The sequence below is a fragment of the Bacillus sp. FSL W8-0223 genome (assembly GCF_038006805.1).
GTDB lineage: Bacteria > Bacillota > Bacilli > Bacillales > DSM-4216 > Bacillus_O > Bacillus_O smithii.
This window is the reverse complement of the sequence record NZ_JBBOVX010000001.1, coordinates 1,488,558-1,504,309: the sequence shown is the minus strand read 5'-3', so window position 1 is coordinate 1,504,309 and position 15,752 is coordinate 1,488,558. Positions and strand designations below refer to the sequence as shown.

General features: G+C 42.0%; 21 protein-coding genes. All 21 read right to left on the bottom strand.

All coding sequences use genetic code 11. The annotated features are described in order from the left end of the window. A complete protein-coding gene (gene fliR, locus NST81_RS07425; protein WP_003354595.1) occupies nucleotides 1–777 on the bottom strand; it encodes a flagellar biosynthetic protein FliR in 777 nt (258 codons plus the stop codon). A 4-nt stretch (nucleotides 778–781) separates the two neighbouring features. Then, entirely contained in the window at nucleotides 782–1,051 is a 270-nt protein-coding gene (fliQ, locus tag NST81_RS07420; RefSeq protein WP_003354594.1) for a flagellar biosynthesis protein FliQ, read from the bottom strand. Nucleotides 1,052–1,062: 11 nt separating this feature from the next. Continuing rightward, nucleotides 1,063–1,731, bottom strand: coding sequence for a flagellar type III secretion system pore protein FliP (gene fliP, locus NST81_RS07415; RefSeq protein WP_003354593.1), 669 nt, complete (start codon nucleotides 1,729–1,731; stop codon nucleotides 1,063–1,065). Continuing rightward, nucleotides 1,724–2,398, bottom strand: a complete 675-nt coding sequence (locus NST81_RS07410; RefSeq protein WP_048623171.1) for a flagellar biosynthetic protein FliO — start codon at nucleotides 2,396–2,398, stop codon at nucleotides 1,724–1,726. Before NST81_RS07410 ends, fliP begins: the two co-directional genes overlap by 8 nt. Before the next feature lie 20 nt (nucleotides 2,399–2,418). Continuing rightward, complete coding sequence (locus NST81_RS07405) at nucleotides 2,419–2,781, bottom strand: response regulator (protein ID WP_048623170.1); 363 nt, start codon at nucleotides 2,779–2,781, stop codon at nucleotides 2,419–2,421. Between the two features lie 20 nt (nucleotides 2,782–2,801). Then, nucleotides 2,802–4,028 (bottom strand): flagellar motor switch phosphatase FliY, encoded by a 1,227-nt coding sequence (gene fliY / locus NST81_RS07400; RefSeq protein WP_048623169.1) that lies wholly within the window; start codon nucleotides 4,026–4,028, stop codon nucleotides 2,802–2,804. Beyond that, the gene (fliM, locus tag NST81_RS07395; RefSeq protein WP_003354587.1) at nucleotides 4,018–5,019 is read right to left on the bottom strand and encodes a flagellar motor switch protein FliM; all 1,002 of its coding nucleotides are present in this window, start codon (nucleotides 5,017–5,019) and stop codon (nucleotides 4,018–4,020) included. Before fliM ends, fliY begins: the two co-directional genes overlap by 11 nt. 25 nt (nucleotides 5,020–5,044) lie before the next feature. Continuing rightward, nucleotides 5,045–5,500: a flagellar basal body-associated protein FliL gene (gene fliL / locus NST81_RS07390; protein ID WP_048623168.1), complete on the bottom strand. Its 456-nt coding sequence runs from the start codon at nucleotides 5,498–5,500 to the stop codon at nucleotides 5,045–5,047. After that, complete coding sequence (locus NST81_RS07385; protein ID WP_040341507.1) at nucleotides 5,490–5,711, bottom strand: flagellar FlbD family protein; 222 nt, start codon at nucleotides 5,709–5,711, stop codon at nucleotides 5,490–5,492. Before NST81_RS07385 ends, fliL begins: the two co-directional genes overlap by 11 nt. 60 nt (nucleotides 5,712–5,771) lie before the next feature. Further along, the gene (flgG, locus tag NST81_RS07380; protein ID WP_048623167.1) at nucleotides 5,772–6,566 is read right to left on the bottom strand and encodes a flagellar basal body rod protein FlgG; all 795 of its coding nucleotides are present in this window, start codon (nucleotides 6,564–6,566) and stop codon (nucleotides 5,772–5,774) included. A gap of 146 nt (nucleotides 6,567–6,712) precedes the next feature. Beyond that, complete coding sequence (locus tag NST81_RS07375) at nucleotides 6,713–7,201, bottom strand: flagellar hook capping FlgD N-terminal domain-containing protein (protein ID WP_048623166.1); 489 nt, start codon at nucleotides 7,199–7,201, stop codon at nucleotides 6,713–6,715. An 8-nt stretch (nucleotides 7,202–7,209) separates the two neighbouring features. After that, entirely contained in the window at nucleotides 7,210–8,574 is a 1,365-nt protein-coding gene (locus NST81_RS07370) for a flagellar hook-length control protein FliK (RefSeq protein ID WP_048623165.1), read from the bottom strand. A gap of 45 nt (nucleotides 8,575–8,619) precedes the next feature. Continuing rightward, entirely contained in the window at nucleotides 8,620–9,228 is a 609-nt protein-coding gene (locus NST81_RS07365) for a MotE family protein (RefSeq protein WP_048623164.1), read from the bottom strand. Nucleotides 9,229–9,233: 5 nt separating this feature from the next. Beyond that, nucleotides 9,234–9,680 carry a flagellar export protein FliJ gene (fliJ, locus tag NST81_RS07360; RefSeq protein WP_048623163.1) on the bottom strand — a complete coding sequence of 149 codons (447 nt, stop codon included), beginning with the start codon at nucleotides 9,678–9,680 and terminating at the stop codon, nucleotides 9,234–9,236. Continuing rightward, entirely contained in the window at nucleotides 9,680–11,005 is a 1,326-nt protein-coding gene (fliI, locus tag NST81_RS07355; RefSeq protein WP_048623162.1) for a flagellar protein export ATPase FliI, read from the bottom strand. The genes fliJ and fliI overlap by 1 nt, the downstream gene beginning before the upstream one ends. Beyond that, nucleotides 11,002–11,763, bottom strand: a complete 762-nt coding sequence (gene fliH, locus NST81_RS07350) for a flagellar assembly protein FliH (RefSeq protein WP_048623161.1) — start codon at nucleotides 11,761–11,763, stop codon at nucleotides 11,002–11,004. Before fliH ends, fliI begins: the two co-directional genes overlap by 4 nt. Then, nucleotides 11,756–12,769 carry a flagellar motor switch protein FliG gene (gene fliG / locus NST81_RS07345; protein ID WP_048623160.1) on the bottom strand — a complete coding sequence of 338 codons (1,014 nt, stop codon included), beginning with the start codon at nucleotides 12,767–12,769 and terminating at the stop codon, nucleotides 11,756–11,758. The genes fliH and fliG overlap by 8 nt, the downstream gene beginning before the upstream one ends. A gap of 11 nt (nucleotides 12,770–12,780) precedes the next feature. Beyond that, on the bottom strand, nucleotides 12,781–14,373 hold the full coding sequence (gene fliF, locus NST81_RS07340; RefSeq protein WP_048623159.1) for a flagellar basal-body MS-ring/collar protein FliF: 1,593 nt from the start codon (nucleotides 14,371–14,373) through the stop codon (nucleotides 12,781–12,783). A gap of 47 nt (nucleotides 14,374–14,420) precedes the next feature. Further along, entirely contained in the window at nucleotides 14,421–14,732 is a 312-nt protein-coding gene (gene fliE, locus NST81_RS07335; RefSeq protein WP_048623158.1) for a flagellar hook-basal body complex protein FliE, read from the bottom strand. Between the two features lie 41 nt (nucleotides 14,733–14,773). Next, entirely contained in the window at nucleotides 14,774–15,235 is a 462-nt protein-coding gene (flgC, locus tag NST81_RS07330) for a flagellar basal body rod protein FlgC (RefSeq protein ID WP_048623157.1), read from the bottom strand. 2 nt (nucleotides 15,236–15,237) lie between these two features. Next, nucleotides 15,238–15,630, bottom strand: a complete 393-nt coding sequence (flgB, locus tag NST81_RS07325; RefSeq protein ID WP_048623156.1) for a flagellar basal body rod protein FlgB — start codon at nucleotides 15,628–15,630, stop codon at nucleotides 15,238–15,240. Nucleotides 15,631–15,752 lie beyond the last annotated feature (122 nt).

Genomic DNA, 15,752 nt, shown 5'->3' with positions numbered 1-15,752 from the left:
TTACGTCCCTCCGATGATTTTCATCACATCTCTCATCGCGTATAGCATCATTTCAAATAAATGTTGCACCACCGCGAAAATGGCACTCATCACCACGATCATGACAATAAAAGCCACGGCAATCTTCACAGGAAATCCGACAACAAAAATATTCATCTGCGGAACGGTGCGGGCAATAATCCCCAACGCGACGTCGACTAGAAATAGGGATGCAACCACCGGAATGGCCATTTGAAAGGCGATGACAAACATGGATTGGAAAGCATGAATCATATACTGCGCAAAAGAGCTGCTGCCAAGCGAAAACTTCCCTTGTTCCAGCGGTATGAGCTGATAACTGTAATAAATTCCGTCCAAGAGAAGATGATGCCCGTTTACAGAAAGCAAAAAAAGCAGAGCAAACATGTAAAAATATTGTCCCATGATCGGACTTTGCATTCCTGTGTGAGGATCAATGACATTGGCAATGGTAAACCCCATCTGAAAATCAATGAGAGCTCCGGCTACTTGAACCGCCGCCATCACCAACGCAGCTGTAAATCCAATCAACAGACCGACAAGCATCTCTTTTAATATTAATAAAAAGTAGGCGCCATCTATCGCAATCGGCGCAGTATTCATGGTATAGTACATCATCCAAGAAAGAGCGAAAGAAACGCCCACCCGATGTATGGCCGGAATGGTCCGATACGAAAAAAGCGGCACGGTCACAAAAAAAGACGCTACCCGGACAAAAATGAGAAGAAACACGGAGAATTTCGGAACTAGCTGATCCATGCCATCATCCCACAAACTGTGTTAAATTCGATAAAATTTGCGAAGTATAAGAAATCATATGAGTCAGCATCCAAGGACCAAAAAATACCAATCCAACCAGCATCGCCACAATTTTAGGAATGAAAGCGAGTGTTTGTTCTTGAATTTGAGTCATTGCTTGAAAAATACTCACGACAAGTCCGACAATGAGCCCAATCAGCATGATCGGACCGGATAGAATCAAAATCATATAAACTCCTTTTTCTGCGAGAGAAATGACCATTTCGGGATTCATGTACTCTTCACCTACTTATAACTTTGTAAAAGCGACTCAATCACTAAATGCCAGCCATCGACAAGAACGAATAATAATATTTTAAATGGCAATGAAATCATAATCGGAGGAAGCATCATCATCCCCATAGACATGAGTACACTGGACACCACCATATCGATGACAAGAAAAGGAATAAAAAGCATAAATCCCATTTGAAACGCCGTTTTCAACTCGCTGATCGCAAACGCCGGCACAAGCGCAGTTAACGGTATATCCTCTATGCTTTTTGGCCGTTTCGCATTCGAATATTGCAAAAATAAGTCCAAATCCTTTTCTCTCGTGTATCGACTCATAAAGTCTTTAAAAGGGACGCTCGCCCGATCATAAGCTTCTTCCAGATTGATTTCATTTTTAAAAAGAGGAGTCAAAGCTTCTTTATTGACCTGTTGAAACACCGGCGTCATGATAAAAAAAGTCAAAAACAAAGCAAGGCCCACCAATACTTGGTTCGGCGGCATCTGTTGCGTTCCCAAGGCAGTACGGACAAAAGACAGCACAATGATGATGCGCGTAAAACAAGTCATTAAAATCAAAATACTCGGCGCCAGCGATAAAACGGTCAAAAGAAGAAGCAGTTTTACCGACAATGACACATTTTCCGGGGAGCTGTTATTAAAATAATGCATAAATTCATTCATCAGACTTCTTCTCCTTGGTTTCCAGCTGCTGGAGCGCTTGCTCCCTTGAAGTTTTTATTTCGTTTAACTGCTTTTCAAGCACACTTTTAAAAGGCGCTGAACCACCTTTTTTGACCGCTTTTTGTTTTCTCTCCTGCCATTTTCTCAAAGCGACCGTAAAAATATCTTTCGTATCCAGCAATAGATCCTTTTGTTGATTGTAAACTTGCAAAAGCTGTTTATATTCTTCTTGGTCGTTGATTTCTTTCAGCAGTTCTATGTTTTCACCAACTCCCAGAATAAAAATGCGTTCTCCCACCTTTACCAATTGGATGGAGCGGTTTCCTCCAAGAGGAGAACCGCCCAAATGCTGGATCAGCTTCGAATCTTGATAAGTTTGGCTTTTTTTATTGATAAATTTGATTAAAAAGTAGATTAATACAATCACAAAAAGGAGCGCGAACAGCATTCTTGCATAATCCCAAGCACTGACTCCGGAAATATCGTCCGTCGCAGTGCTTTTTTCTTTTTTAGATGTTCCTGAATCCTGACATTTATCAGGATGTTCGATACAATCTTTTACGTTTCCGCTCAAAGTTCCCGCGGCAGTGACAGATGTTCCGCCAATACCCAAGAGAAACAGGCTAATGAATATGATCAAACACTTTTTGACTCGTTCCAGATTCAATCGAAAGCACCTTCTTAACATTAACCAAGCGTCTTTTTAATTGCTTCTATCACCCGATCCGCTTGGAAAGGCTTGACGATAAAGTCTTTTGCTCCGGCTTGAATCGCATCAATGACCATAGCCTGCTGTCCCATGGCCGAACACATAATGACTTTCGCATTGGCATCAATCGCTTTTATCGCTTTTAACGCTTCAATTCCATCCATGTCAGGCATCGTAATATCCATCGTTACAAGATCCGGCTGCAACTCTTTATATTTTTCCACGGCTTGATTTCCATCGGCCGCTTCTCCAACCACTTCATAACCGTTTTTCGTTAAAATATCTTTGATCATCATTCTCATAAAAGCTGCATCATCTACAACTAAAATACGATTTCCCATTTTCATTCCTCCTCAAATGATTATTTTAATTGATGAATGCGTTCACTTTGGCTTTGTATTTCCGTTATACGAACACCGAAATTTTCATCTATAACCACAACTTCGCCCTTTGCTATCAACCTATTATTGACCAATATATCCACCGGTTCCCCTGCCAGTTTATCGAGCTCAATGATAGAGCCGGAGGAAAGTTCCAGAATATCCTTTACCGTGCGCACGGTTCTTCCAAGCTCGACAGTCACATTTAAAGGAATATCAAGCAATAAATCTAAATTTCTTGTTTCAACAGAAGGTGCGGTTGTCGGCTGAAATTCCGCAAAAGCGGCAGGCTCCACATGAACCATCGGTTCCGTTTTCCTGCTTTTTCCTACATTCTCTTCTTTCTGAACATCGGGTTGTGGTCGGTCGGTTTTCGACGCAGTCTCTTTCCTTCCCTCAGCGATTGTTCCTTTTTGAACAGAATTTTTATCTGATGCGTTTTCTTCATTTGCCATTTGCGGCTCTTCCCCATCGGTTGAAGGGTTCACCAATTCTTCTACAAGACTTTTGGCAAATGAAATCGGCAATAATTGCATGATATTGGAATCAATTAAGTTTCCAATCGTTAAACGGAAGGAGACTTTGACGAACAGTTCGTGATCAGGTATAGCGTCAGATCCTTCTCCGTTTTTTAAGTCCATTAAGACGAGCGAAGGCGGGGAAATATCTACACGCTTTTGGAAGATGGTCGACATGGACGTGGCCGCCGAACCCATCATTTGGTTCATTGCTTCCTGGACGGCGCTTAGTTTGATGTCATCCAAAGTTTCGCTTGGATTCTCACCAGTTCCCCCTAGCATGAGATCCGCAATGATCGCGGCGTCTTGCTGTTTTATCACTAAAAGATTCACTCCGGCAAACCCATCGCGATATTCTACCAATATCGCAACATACGGATGAGGAAATTCATCCTGAATTTTGCTCCGAGGGATAATCGAAACAGAAGGTGTGGTAATATCTACTTTTTGGTTTAATAGACTGGACAAGGCTGTTGCCGAGCTACCGAACGAGATATTGCCGATTTCACCCAAGGCATCTTCTTCAACCGGCGTTAAATAATCTTCCGTATGTATCATTTCCTGTTGTTCTTGTTTTTCTTGTTGCGTTTCCACATCGTCTATCTCTTGATTCGGAGCTTCTGCGTCATTCACAGTTCCTTTCAGCAAAGCGTCAATCTCATCCTGCGAGAGCATGTCATCATTTTTCATCGTTTTCTCCCCCCTCAATGGAATCTATAATTTGCACAGCCAGTTGTTTGTTGACTCTTCCCGGTTGGCCGATAAATTTAGGAACATCCCCTGTTTTGATTATCAATGGCTCATCGATTTTTCTATCCAGTCTGATGACATCTCCCACATCCAACGTTAAAAATTCCTCAATCGTAATCTCAGAAGTTCCCAGTTCTGCCGTCACCGGAATTTGCGCATTTCGTAGATTCTTTTCTAAAATCTCCAATTCCCCGGGCTTGCGCTCTTTTTTTTCAGATGTTTGCATCCAATAGTGTACGGATAATTTCGGAAGAATAGGTTCCAACACTACATGAGGGATACAAATATTGATCATGCCCATCACTTCGCCAATGACCGTGTTCAAAGAAATGACCACGACGGTTTCATTGGGCGAAATCATTTGTAAAAACTGTGGATTTACTTCAAATTCAGTCAAGGACGGATTGATTTCAACAATGTTTTCCCATGCTTCCCGATAATGATAAAAAGCTCGTTCAAACATGTTTGACATAATATTTGTTTCGATTTCCGTCAATTTTTCAATTTTACTTTCTCCTGATCCTCTTCCTCCCAGCAAACGATCAACCAGCGCATAGGCGATATTCGGATTAATTTCCATAATAATCCTTCCATCTAACGGCGGAACCTCAAATACGTTTAAGATCGTCAAATTAGGGATTGATCGTATAAATTCTTCATAAGGAATTTGGTCCGCTGAAGCAACAGATATTTGTACATAAGTTCGCAGCTGAGCAGAAAAAAACGTCGTCAATAACCGTGAAAAGTTTTCATGAACCCGAGTTAAACTGCGGATTTGATCTTTTGAAAACCGCAGCGCTCGTTTAAAGTCGTATACTTTAACCTTTTTTTCTTCTTCTTCTTTTTTTAATTCATCCGCATTCATTTCCCCGGCAGATAGAGCCGACAAAAGAGCATCAATTTCACTTTGGGATAATACTTCCTCCGACAAAGAGCTTCACCTCCTTACGGTTCCATCAAGATTGTTGGATGATATAGGAGGTAATGTACACTTTGACGATTTTTCCTTCCTGCATCACCTCGTTTAATCTTGATTTCAACATTTCCGCCAGCTTTTCTTTTCCGGCTGCTCCTTTCAAATCTTCCGCTCTCATCCCGGATAATAATTCTATAATGATGTCCTTTGTTTGAAAATCACGTTTTTCGAGTTCTTCTTTTGCTTTTTTGCTGTCGGTTTGAATTTTAAAGGAAATGCGGATGAAGTCGTTCGAAGCCAAATTGGTTGTAATTTCCGGTACATCGACGGAACATTCCAGAACTTGATCAATATCCGGTTCTTTTCCTTGATGCCCGCTGTTCGACTTTAACATGATCACCAGCGCAACAGCCCCGGCCAATGTGATGACGGTTAAAATAATGAGCATAATGGTCAGCATTTTATTTCGACCTTGGCTAACCGCTTCATTCCCCATCGCCAGACACCTCCTTATCCAATTTTCCGAACAGCTGAATGCTCCGATAAAAATCCAGCACCAGCTTTTGCACCTGATCTTTGGATTCTTTCACTACATATTTGCGCCCATTCGTTAACGTAATCGTCGTATCCGGAAAAGCTTCGATCGTTTCTATGTAAAGTGCGTTTAACTGAAAGGGCCTTCCATTTAAGCGCGTTAATGTAATCATACTGTCAGAGGGCCGCTAAGAGCCTGCGGCCCCTCCCTCCCTTGCTAAAAAACTCGTATTCTATCGTTTTAGATTGACCAACTCTTCCAAAATTTGGTCCGAAGTCGTAATAATTCTTGAATTGGCTTGAAAGCCGCGTTGGGCCACAATCATTTCCGTGAATTCCTCAGATAAATCGACATTGGACATTTCCAAAGCACCGGGAACAATTTTTCCTGCTCCCTTTGTTCCTGGTGCATTACTATTCATATTGCCTGAATTCGTTGTGACCTGATAAAGGTTATTTCCAACCTTTTCTAAACCTTCGGGGTTGGGCAACTTAGCCAATGCGATTTGCCCTGCCGTTTTTAGAGTGTCCGAATCATCTACATAAGTAACTGTTCCATCAGCACCTATACTAATCGATTTAGCTGAAGTGGGAATATTAATTTTTTTGTCACCCATACCCATTACATATAGCCCATCTTCATTCACAAGATCTCCATTTTTATCGAGATAAAAGTTTCCGGCTCTAGTTAAGTAATCATTCGTTCCATCACGTACAATAAAAAATCCATCACCGGAAATGGCCAAATCAAGCGTCCTGCCGGTAGTCTGCAAGCTTCCTTGCGTTTGCACTGTATCGATAGCACCAAGTGTAGAGCCCAAACCGACTTGTTTCGGATTTGTTCCTCCTACTGCCCCAGCCACTGGAGCACTTGCCCCGGAAATTTCCTGGCTGACGAGGTCTTTAAAAATCGTACGTCCTTTTTTAAAGCCATAAGTGTTGACGTTGGCAATATTGTTCCCGATGACATCGAGTTTCGTTTGGAAATTTTTCATTCCGCCGATTCCCGAGTACATGGATCGAAGCATATCACATTTCCCCTTTCCGATTTTCTGCGACAGTTCATCGCTTGTCTCAAGCATTCCATAACAAGAGGTCGTTCTATCATCATTCATTTAGTTTCTAGCTTCAAATGATGATAGTTTCCATATTATTGAGCCATGCACAGACTTTTTCAGGTTTCATCCGTACTAGGAGTTTCAGACGATGCTTGAATTTCTGAAATATTGGCAGGCTCCAATACTGTGCCATCCGTTAACACAAACTCAACGCTATCTCCTGTAAATCGTACGGATGATACCACTCCATGTCCTTCTTTTACCACCGGGTCTCCATTTGGATCATCGCTGTCTTCCAGTTTGTGATAAGTGACGTTTTTCCCGACAAAAGAACTGTAAGCAATATATTGATTTTGCTGCTCCATGTTCAAAAGTTTCTCAAAAGAAGCAGCCAAATTCGTGATTTGTTCCAACGTCGAAAATTGCGCCATTTGGCCGATCATCTCATTATTGTCCATCGGACTCAAAGGATCTTGATTTTGCATCTCGGCCATTAACAGTTTTAAGAAATCATCTTTTCCTAAAATCGAATTGTCTTTTCCATTCGTATTGGATTGATTATTAGTCGTCGGTAAATAAAGGCTTGGATCAATGGTATTTCCCATATTCTCACCTAAACTTCCATATTAATGAGTAGTTCTTCAAAGGAACGGTCGGATTCTTTTTCATCGTCCTTTTGTTTTTGCGGCTGCTGCCGCTGTTCTTGGCGCCCGCCTTCAGATGAATCGCGATGATATGTGTCTAATTCAGGCGGATGAAACACGATCTCCACTTTATCTACGGAAATATTTTGTTGAGTGAATGCCTGTTTTAAAGAAGCTATATTAGAATCAATCAATTCTTTAACGGTTTGAGCGGAAGCCAAAATTCGCGCTGTTACAACGCCATCTTTTTGCTGCAGCTCAATCCGCAGCGTCCCCAAATTCTCTGGATACAATTTAATCATTAAAGTATTCGCATTCGGTTGTTTAGCAAATTGCGACTTTTCTAAGATCTGTCTAAATTTATCAATAAACTGCTGCAAGTTCATCAGTTTCGGATTTGATTGCAACGGAACTGAAATCGTTTCCCCGGCCTTAGCCGTATTGGACTGCAATGAAGAATTAAAAGACGCTTCATGTTCATTCAACGGCTGAATTTCCTTTGCACTCTCTCCCCATTTAGCGACCGATTCAAGTCCTGACAGTTCCTTTTCTCCATCTGTCGTTTGCGTTTGCGGTTGAACATAATGGGAATAAGCCTTTTTCAAAATGGCCAGCTGCTGGTTATCGGCTTCAACCGTTTCCGTCTCCGCTTTTTGGCTGATTTCACTTAAAAGCTTTTGAATCCAGTGCACAGACTCTGATACATTCGGTGATAACTGTGCTTTACTGTCGAGGTTCGTTAGCTGTTTTGCCGCTGCGAACAGTGGCACCATTACATTTGGATCTAGTTTTTTCCACTGATCGATGGGTAAAGCGACTAGCCCTTCTAACACTGCGATCAATTGTTCAACAGAATCCTTTTGTATCTTTGAATCGTTTTGTTCGATGTCAGGCGCTCCTGATCCCAGCCATTTGTGGAGGGCATCTGAAACCACAGCTTGAGCCTTTTGTAATAATTCAGACGGCAACACTAGATCTTTTAACGATTCGCCTTGCCACTCGATGGACGATTTTTCCAAACCCTCACCCGAGCCTTGACTGCCCTCAAGAATCTGCAAAACACGAGCGATCCAGTCTTGCGAAGACGCATTGTTTTGCTGCGGTGTGATAACGGACTTTGATCCCTTTCCGCTTTCTTCCATAACTTGGCTGAACAAAGCAGCAAACGGTGAGCCTTCAGCCATTTGGAAATCAGGCAACTCTAATGCAGCCGTTGATTGGACCGCACCCAACAATGGCATTTTCATCATTTCTGCATTTAAACTGACCCCGTTTTTGTTCGAAAAGGGGATCATGCTCCCCAACAAGGGCATTTGTTTCATCCCTGCATTCAAACCCTCACCTCCTTTCCAGTTCCCATCGATACAGAAGAAATGTCATTACGGATTGGCCAACAATCTTGTGTATTTGGCGGCTGTATCTGGCGGGAGTTTTTCCAACACTTGAGCTTGTTGGTCCGTATTCAGCTGTGACAAAATGCTGACCGCTTGTTCATCCGTCATTTTCATTAATATGGCCGCTACATTTTGAGGCGACATCGTTTCGTATGTTTTCGCAACGTTTTTGCTCATTTGAGCTTTATTGGCTGCTTGTTTTTGCTTCGAGAGATTTTCCATTTCAATATTTAGTCGATCATTTTCTACTTGCAGATCCTCCATTTTTGAATTGGCAGAATCCAGCTGGTTTTGCAATTGATCAATTTTCGATTGCTTTTTTTTCACTTCTTTTTCTAAGGAAGCAATTTTGTGCACATATTCATTCATCTTTTGCTTCTGCTCATGGGAAGCGGCCATTTGATCTAAAAATGGAATTTTGCCACCCGCTTTTTTGATAGCGTCAGCAACCGATACACCGGACACTGACATAACAAAATAAGCAATCACAGCAGCAAACACAAGCGGTATAATGCCAACAAATAATATCCATTGAAAAGCGCTATACTCTTTCTCTTCTTGATCTGGTTTGCCGGATATCTTGTTTTTTGCCATTTGACTCACCTGTTTCTCCGATTCATAAACTGAATAACGGAAAGTTCATCCATTTCTCTGTTTTCCATCTGCCCTAACAACTTTTGATATTTCTGCCATTCTTTTTCTTTAATTTTTTCGTATTTTTTCACTTCTATGTTCTTTTCTTTCAGCTTGTTTTCAAACCAGAACATTCTATTTCGTGCGTTCATCACCAGTTGCTGCTGATAGTCAATCATCTTTTCCAAATTACTGATGAACAACTGATAATGCTGGATTTCATACACCGGAAAGCCGGATGCCAATTGGGTCTCTTGAAAAGCCAGTAAATCTTCCTTTTTCTTTAATAACTCGTATAATTTCTCGGCGACTTGTTCAAATTGCCTTTTGGCGCGGTGATATCCCGATTGAATTTCTTCTTTTTCGCGTTCTTTTATTTGCAGGATTTTTTCGAACTTAAAATAGTATCCCATTACTGCCAGTCTCCTTTTTCACTTAAATGAATAAGCGAACGGATACTTTCTTCCATCGTCGACTTTTCATTCACATCTTGTTTCAAAAAGGAAACAATTTTTGGATAATAAGCAATCGCTTTGTCAATATCCTCGGATGAGCCTTTTTTGTAGGCGCCGATATTAATTAAATCTTCGGCGTTTAAATATGTACTCATCATTTCTCTTATTTTTGCAGCAGCATGTTTGTGGTCTTCTTCCGCCAACGTGTTCATCAGACGGCTGATGCTTTTCAGTACATGAATGGCCGGGAATTGACCTTTATTCGCAAGGTTTCGGTCCAGGACAATATGTCCGTCTAAAATTCCGCGAACGGTGTCTGCAATCGGTTCGTTCATGTCATCACCGTCTACCAGCACCGTGTAAAAAGCGGTGATGGTTCCTTTTTCGCTAGTACCGGTTCTCTCCAGCAATTTAGGCAAAATGGCAAAGACGCTAGGCGTATAACCCTTTGTCGCCGGCGGCTCTCCGGTAGCAAGCCCGATTTCCCGCTGAGCCATCGCTACGCGGGTGACAGAATCCATCAGCAACATGACATTGAATCCTTTATCACGAAAATATTCTGCAATGCTTGTCGCCGTATAGGCCCCCTTGATCCTCATGAGGGCAGGCTGATCGGAAGTGGCGGCCACTACAATGGAACGAGATAAACCTTCAGGCCCCAAATCTCGCTCAACAAATTCCCGCACTTCTCTTCCTCTTTCTCCGATGAGACCGATCACGTTGAGATCCGCTTTCGTATTGCGGGCAATCATGCCAAGCAATGTGCTTTTACCGACGCCGCTGCCTGCAAAAATGCCGACACGCTGACCTTTTCCTACAGTAAGCAGGCTGTCAATTGCACGAACCCCTACTTCCAAACGCTCCGATATAGGAGGGCGCTTTAAAGGATTGGGCGGTTCCTGATCGGTTGCGATAGACGAGAGACCTCTAGGCAAAACCGAACCGTCCATCGGCATACCGAGTGGATCGACAATTTTACCGATCAAAGCGGAACCCACTTTAATTTCCAACGGTTTTCCCTCAGATTCTACTAAACTTCCCGGCGCAATTTCACTCAAATGAGTATATGGCATTAAAATGACCATTTCATCACGAAAACCGACAACTTCCGCCAGAATCTTCTTATCTGATTGTTTTTGCGAAGGGTAAATATAGCATATATCGCCTACCGAACAATCGGGGCCTTGAGATTCGATCATAAGTCCGACGACCCGCTTGACTCGTCCATATTGCTGATAGGACGCTATATTGGCGATTTTATGAATAAGATCAGCCGCTTTCAAGCAAGATCACCTTCAAACATTTCCATGAGCGTCTGCCTGATTTTGAACAATTGACTGTCAACGCTGGCGTCCAACCTTCCATGTATAGTTTCGATAATGCAATCATTTATGTCTAAGTCTTCATCCGGATACAGATAAAGTTCAACGACAGCCGGAAAAATGGCCTCCAATTCTTCCTTTTGCGAAAGCAAAAACTCATAACGAGACGGATGAACGTGGACTTCAACTTCCCGTGAATCCTTAATTTCCTTAAAACTCCTTTTAACAAGAGACGAGAACAGTTCCTCATCTTTTTCTAAAACCGTCCCTAAAATCTTTTCCGCGGTTTTCATCGCTAGCTCTAAAATGACTTTTTCCGACTGAATAATATTCTTTTGAGCTTCCATTTTTGATTGTTCGACAACATTTTTCGCGGATTGAAGCAAAGTTTTATATTCCTTGTAGCCATCCTGCCGTCCTTGTTCTATCCCTCGTTCATATCCTTCCTGATAAGCTTGCTCCATTAAAGATTCCTTTTCTTGTTTCCACGACAATTTTTCTTGTTCTAGTTGTTCCTTTAGCTTTTTTGCTTCGTATTCCGCTTTCTCCATGATTTCATCTGCTTCTTGCCTTGCCTTTACAAGTAGTTGCCCCTTGTCTAAGTCTGTGCCGGCAGCAGACTCTTCATTTAATTCGGTGGTGGAGACTTCTCTAATGGTGATCACTCTCGCGGATCGTTTTTGCTGGTAGCCCCACGAAGATTTCAATATTTTAGACAATAATATCATCTCCTCCGCCCCGGGCAATAATAATTTCTCCAGCATCTTCCAATCTCCGAATGACGCCGACAATTCGCGACTGAGCCTCTTCGACATCACGAAGACGGACAGGGCCCATGTATTGCATTTCTTCTTTAAACGTTTCTGCCATTCTGGACGACATATTTCGAAAGACTACTTCTTTCACTTCCTCGCTCGCGACTTTTAACGCAAGCAGCAAATCTTCATTTTCGCAATCGCGGATAACACGCTGGATCGAACGGTTATCTAATGTCACGATATCTTCAAATACAAACATCCGCTTTTTAATTTCTTCTGCCAGTTCCGGATCTTGAACTTCTAAAGTATCTAAAATCGTTTTTTCCGTCGAACGATCCACACCGTTTAACACTTCAACAACTGCTTCAATTCCTCCAGTTTGCGTGTAGTCTTGTGTAACGGTGGCACTTAATTTTCTTTCTAAAATCGCCTCAACTTCACTGATGATTTCCGGCGAAGTCCGGTCCATAATCGCTATTCTACGCGCCACATCCGCTTGAACATCTTGAGGCAATTCTGACAGAATTTGCCCTGCTTGCTGCGGATCCAAATAAGAAAGTATTAACGCAATCGTTTGCGGATGCTCATTTTGGATAAAATTTAAAATTTGACTCGGGTCCGCTCGCCGTGCGAAATCGAACGGACGGACTTGCAAGGAAGAAGTAAGCCGATTGATGATGTCCTGAGCTTGTTCTTTGCCAAGCGCTTTTTCAAGGATCGTTTTCGCATAACCGATCCCTCCTTGAGAAATATAGTCTTGGGCCATGGCAAGTTGCTGAAATTCTTCCATCACTTCATCTTTTGCCTTTGAATCTACTTTTTTCACATTGGAAATCTCCAATGTTAACCGCTCAATCTCTTCTTCGGTCAAATGTTTGTAGACGGACGCCGAAACATCCGGCCCCATCGAAATAAGGAGAATGGCTGCTTTTTGTTTGCCTGTTAACTTGTTTTTCGTTCCGGCCAACCTTCACCCTCCTATTCCTCAGACAACCAAGTTCTGATTAGTTTTGCAAACTCTTCTGGCTTTTCTTTCGCCATTTTTTCTATCTGCTTCCTGCGCTCCAATTGCTCATTATTTTTTTCTTCTTCTTGTTGAATTTTTTCAGCTGCAAGTTCAGACTCCAACAGTTCTTCCTCTAATTCGTCCTCTCTTGCCATCCGCGAACGGATTAAGAAGAAAACAAGCAAGCCAATGATTAATAATAAGATCGCTCCGATCAAATAAGCCCACCACGGAAGGAGCGGCTGCTTTTGATCCTGAAACTTGATTTTGCCGTTAAACGGTTGAACAGAAACGGCAATTTTGTTTTGAATGTCATTATCCGTCAACTGTGTTCCTGTACTCTTGTCAATGGACGTGCTAACAACAGTTGACAATATTTTTTTTATGTCGTCCACCCGGCTTTGCGGAAGAGACGCCGGATCATTCGCTTTTGGCGGCTCAACTAACACTTGAATACCTAAATCGCGAATTTTATAAGGGCTTTCTACAATTTGTCTATGAATGCGGTTGATCTCATAGTTAATCGTTTCTTCTTTATGTTCGGAATTTCCGCTGCCGGTTTGACCTTGAACATAAGTGGATCCTACTGTATCCGCTTGGTTTTGGGATTGAGGGGTTCCTCCTTGAGCTGCGTTTGTCCCAGTATATGTATCGGATATTCGTTGGGCGCTGATCTCAATTCCCTTCATATTTTCTTTATCAACAGGTTCTACTAATTTTTCATCCCGTTTTTCTTTTGTAAAGTCGATATCGGCCGTAACAGATACGACTACTTTGTCTTGTCCCATCAAAGTACCGAGCATGGTTTGGACTTGCTGTTGGATGTCCCGTTCCACTTGCTTTCTCACATTCAATTGCTGTGCGAACTCATCGCCGGTTGTATCGTCATTATTTTGCAAATCATAGTACTCAAAATTTTGGTTCATAATGACAATATTATCTTCCGGCAAATTCGGAACGCTTTTGGAAACCAAATGATAAAGGGCTTTGATTTGCTTGTTATCAAATTGATATCCCGGCTCGGTTTGCAAAACGACAGACGCTGATGCTTCTTCGTTTTTATCACTGACAAACACACTTTTTTCTGGAAGATTGATCATGACTTTTGCATCTTTGACACCATCAATGCTTTTAATTAAGTTCGCAAGTTCGGTTTGCATGGCATCCAACTTCAACACGTTGAATTCGTTGTCTGTCATTCCGAATTTTGCATTTTGGCTAAAAAAGCTGTAGTCAATCTGCCCCGTTTTAGGCAATCCTTCAGCCGCCAGGTCCACTTTCAGCGAATCCACCGAATCTGAAGGCACCATGATGGTGGTTCCCCCGTCGGTAATTTCATACTTGACGCCGCGGGAATCCAAATCTTGCTTGATTGAACCGACTTCTTCCGGCGATAAATTGCTGTACAAAGGCTCCATTTTCGTTCGCGTTGCAAAAAAGGTGATAACACTCGCCAGTAGCACAATTAACGCTAAGCTGCTTAGAAAAATCGTTTTTTGTTTCTTTGAACGACTTTTCCAGAAATTAGATGCATTGGCAAAATACTGTTTTAATTTTTCGTTCATTATGATCCCCCGGTTATTTCTCTTAATCTCTCAACATAACCGTTTTATTAGACTTGCATTCTCATGATTTCCTGGTAAGCTTCGACCGCTTTATTTCTAACTTCTACCGCTAAATTCAGCGCTACTTGTGCTTTTTGGGAAGCAATCATGACTTCATGAAGATCTACATCATCACCGAGAGCCAGTTTTTGGCTAAGTTGGTCGGCCTGCAATTGGCTGTCATTCAAGCTGTTTATGGAATTTTTTAATATATCACGAAAACTGGAGTCTTTTTGCTGGTTTGTATCAGCAGCTTTTGTGAGTGTAGGAGCGGACGGCTTAAAAACGGACTCAACCGCACCTATTGATTGAATCGCCATATTTGCATAACTCCTTTCAGTGTGATTATAAGTTTATGAGCTTATTTTCCGATTTCCAAAGCTTTCATTAACATCCCCTTTGTGGCATTCAGTACGGTGACATTTGCTTCATACGAACGGGTTGATGACATTAAATCCACCATTTCTCTTAAAGGATCGACATTGGGCATTTGTACGTATCCGGCCGCATTGGCATCTGGATTTTCCGGATCATAAACAAGTTGAAAAGGTGTCGTCTGGTCTTCTACAATTTTCGTCACTTTTACGCCGCCGCCGGCAGTGGGGGCATTGCCGCCATTTATCGCTGCCTGCATGTAGGATGAAAAATTGGTCTGTTGCGGCTCCAAAACAACCGTTTTTCTCCGATAAGGCTCCCAATGTCCGTTGACCATTTTCGCCCTTGTCGTATCCATATTCGCCATATTAGACGATATGACGTCCATTCTTACTCTGTCAGCAGTTAACGCGGAAGAGCTTATATTCAAGCTTTGAAAAATCGACATGACTATTTCCCACCTTTAATAACCGTATTTAAGGAAGAAAATTTTCCACTAATCAACTCGGCCATCGCATTATAATAAATTTGATTACTTGCAAGATCCGACATTTCTTTATCCATATCGACACTATTTCCATTCTCGTTATAGGATGATGGACGGCTGAAAATGGCACTAGACAATGTATCTTCGTTTGGAAACGGGAAATGTCTCCGATCCGTTCGATAGGCGGTTAATTGGTTGGACTTGGACGATTCCAGCAGTTTTTGAAAACTGACATCCTGGGCTTTGTAGTTGGGCGTGTCAACATTGGCGATATTATTGGCTATGACCTTTTGTTTTAATGCCGAATAGTTTAGCGCCTGTTCTAGCGTTGTGATTGAATTTGAAAAGAAATCCATTTTTTCACCCCCCATCCCTTGAATTCTTTGTCTTAAAAACCGTCAAAATCTTTCTTTTTCGATAATTGATCATGTTTTTTTAGAATGATGGTGTCGCGGCCAATTCCAATCATGATGGACAA

Coding starts and splice junctions, on each gene's coding strand:
- fliR (WP_003354595.1), bottom strand. CDS start 777: ATGGATCAGCTAGTTCCGAAATTCTCCGTGTTTCTTCTCATTTTTGTC.
- fliQ (WP_003354594.1), bottom strand. CDS start 1,051: ATGAATCCCGAAATGGTCATTTCTCTCGCAGAAAAAGGAGTTTATATG.
- fliP (WP_003354593.1), bottom strand. CDS start 1,731: ATGAATGAATTTATGCATTATTTTAATAACAGCTCCCCGGAAAATGTG.
- NST81_RS07405 (WP_048623170.1), bottom strand. CDS start 2,781: ATGGGAAATCGTATTTTAGTTGTAGATGATGCAGCTTTTATGAGAATG.
- fliY (WP_048623169.1), bottom strand. CDS start 4,028: ATGAAAAATGATGACATGCTCTCGCAGGATGAGATTGACGCTTTGCTG.
- fliL (WP_048623168.1), bottom strand. CDS start 5,500: ATGGGGAATGAAGCGGTTAGCCAAGGTCGAAATAAAATGCTGACCATT.
- NST81_RS07385 (WP_040341507.1), bottom strand. CDS start 5,711: ATGATTACATTAACGCGCTTAAATGGAAGGCCCTTTCAGTTAAACGCA.
- flgG (WP_048623167.1), bottom strand. CDS start 6,566: ATGCTTCGATCCATGTACTCGGGAATCGGCGGAATGAAAAATTTCCAA.
- NST81_RS07375 (WP_048623166.1), bottom strand. CDS start 7,201: ATGGGAAATACCATTGATCCAAGCCTTTATTTACCGACGACTAATAAT.
- NST81_RS07365 (WP_048623164.1), bottom strand. CDS start 9,228: ATGGCAAAAAACAAGATATCCGGCAAACCAGATCAAGAAGAGAAAGAG.
- fliJ (WP_048623163.1), bottom strand. CDS start 9,680: ATGGGATACTATTTTAAGTTCGAAAAAATCCTGCAAATAAAAGAACGC.
- fliF (WP_048623159.1), bottom strand. CDS start 14,373: ATGAACGAAAAATTAAAACAGTATTTTGCCAATGCATCTAATTTCTGG.
- fliE (WP_048623158.1), bottom strand. CDS start 14,732: ATGGCGATTCAATCAATAGGTGCGGTTGAGTCCGTTTTTAAGCCGTCC.
- flgC (WP_048623157.1), bottom strand. CDS start 15,235: ATGTCGATTTTTCAAAGCTTGAATATAAGCTCTTCCGCGTTAACTGCT.
- flgB (WP_048623156.1), bottom strand. CDS start 15,630: ATGGATTTCTTTTCAAATTCAATCACAACGCTAGAACAGGCGCTAAAC.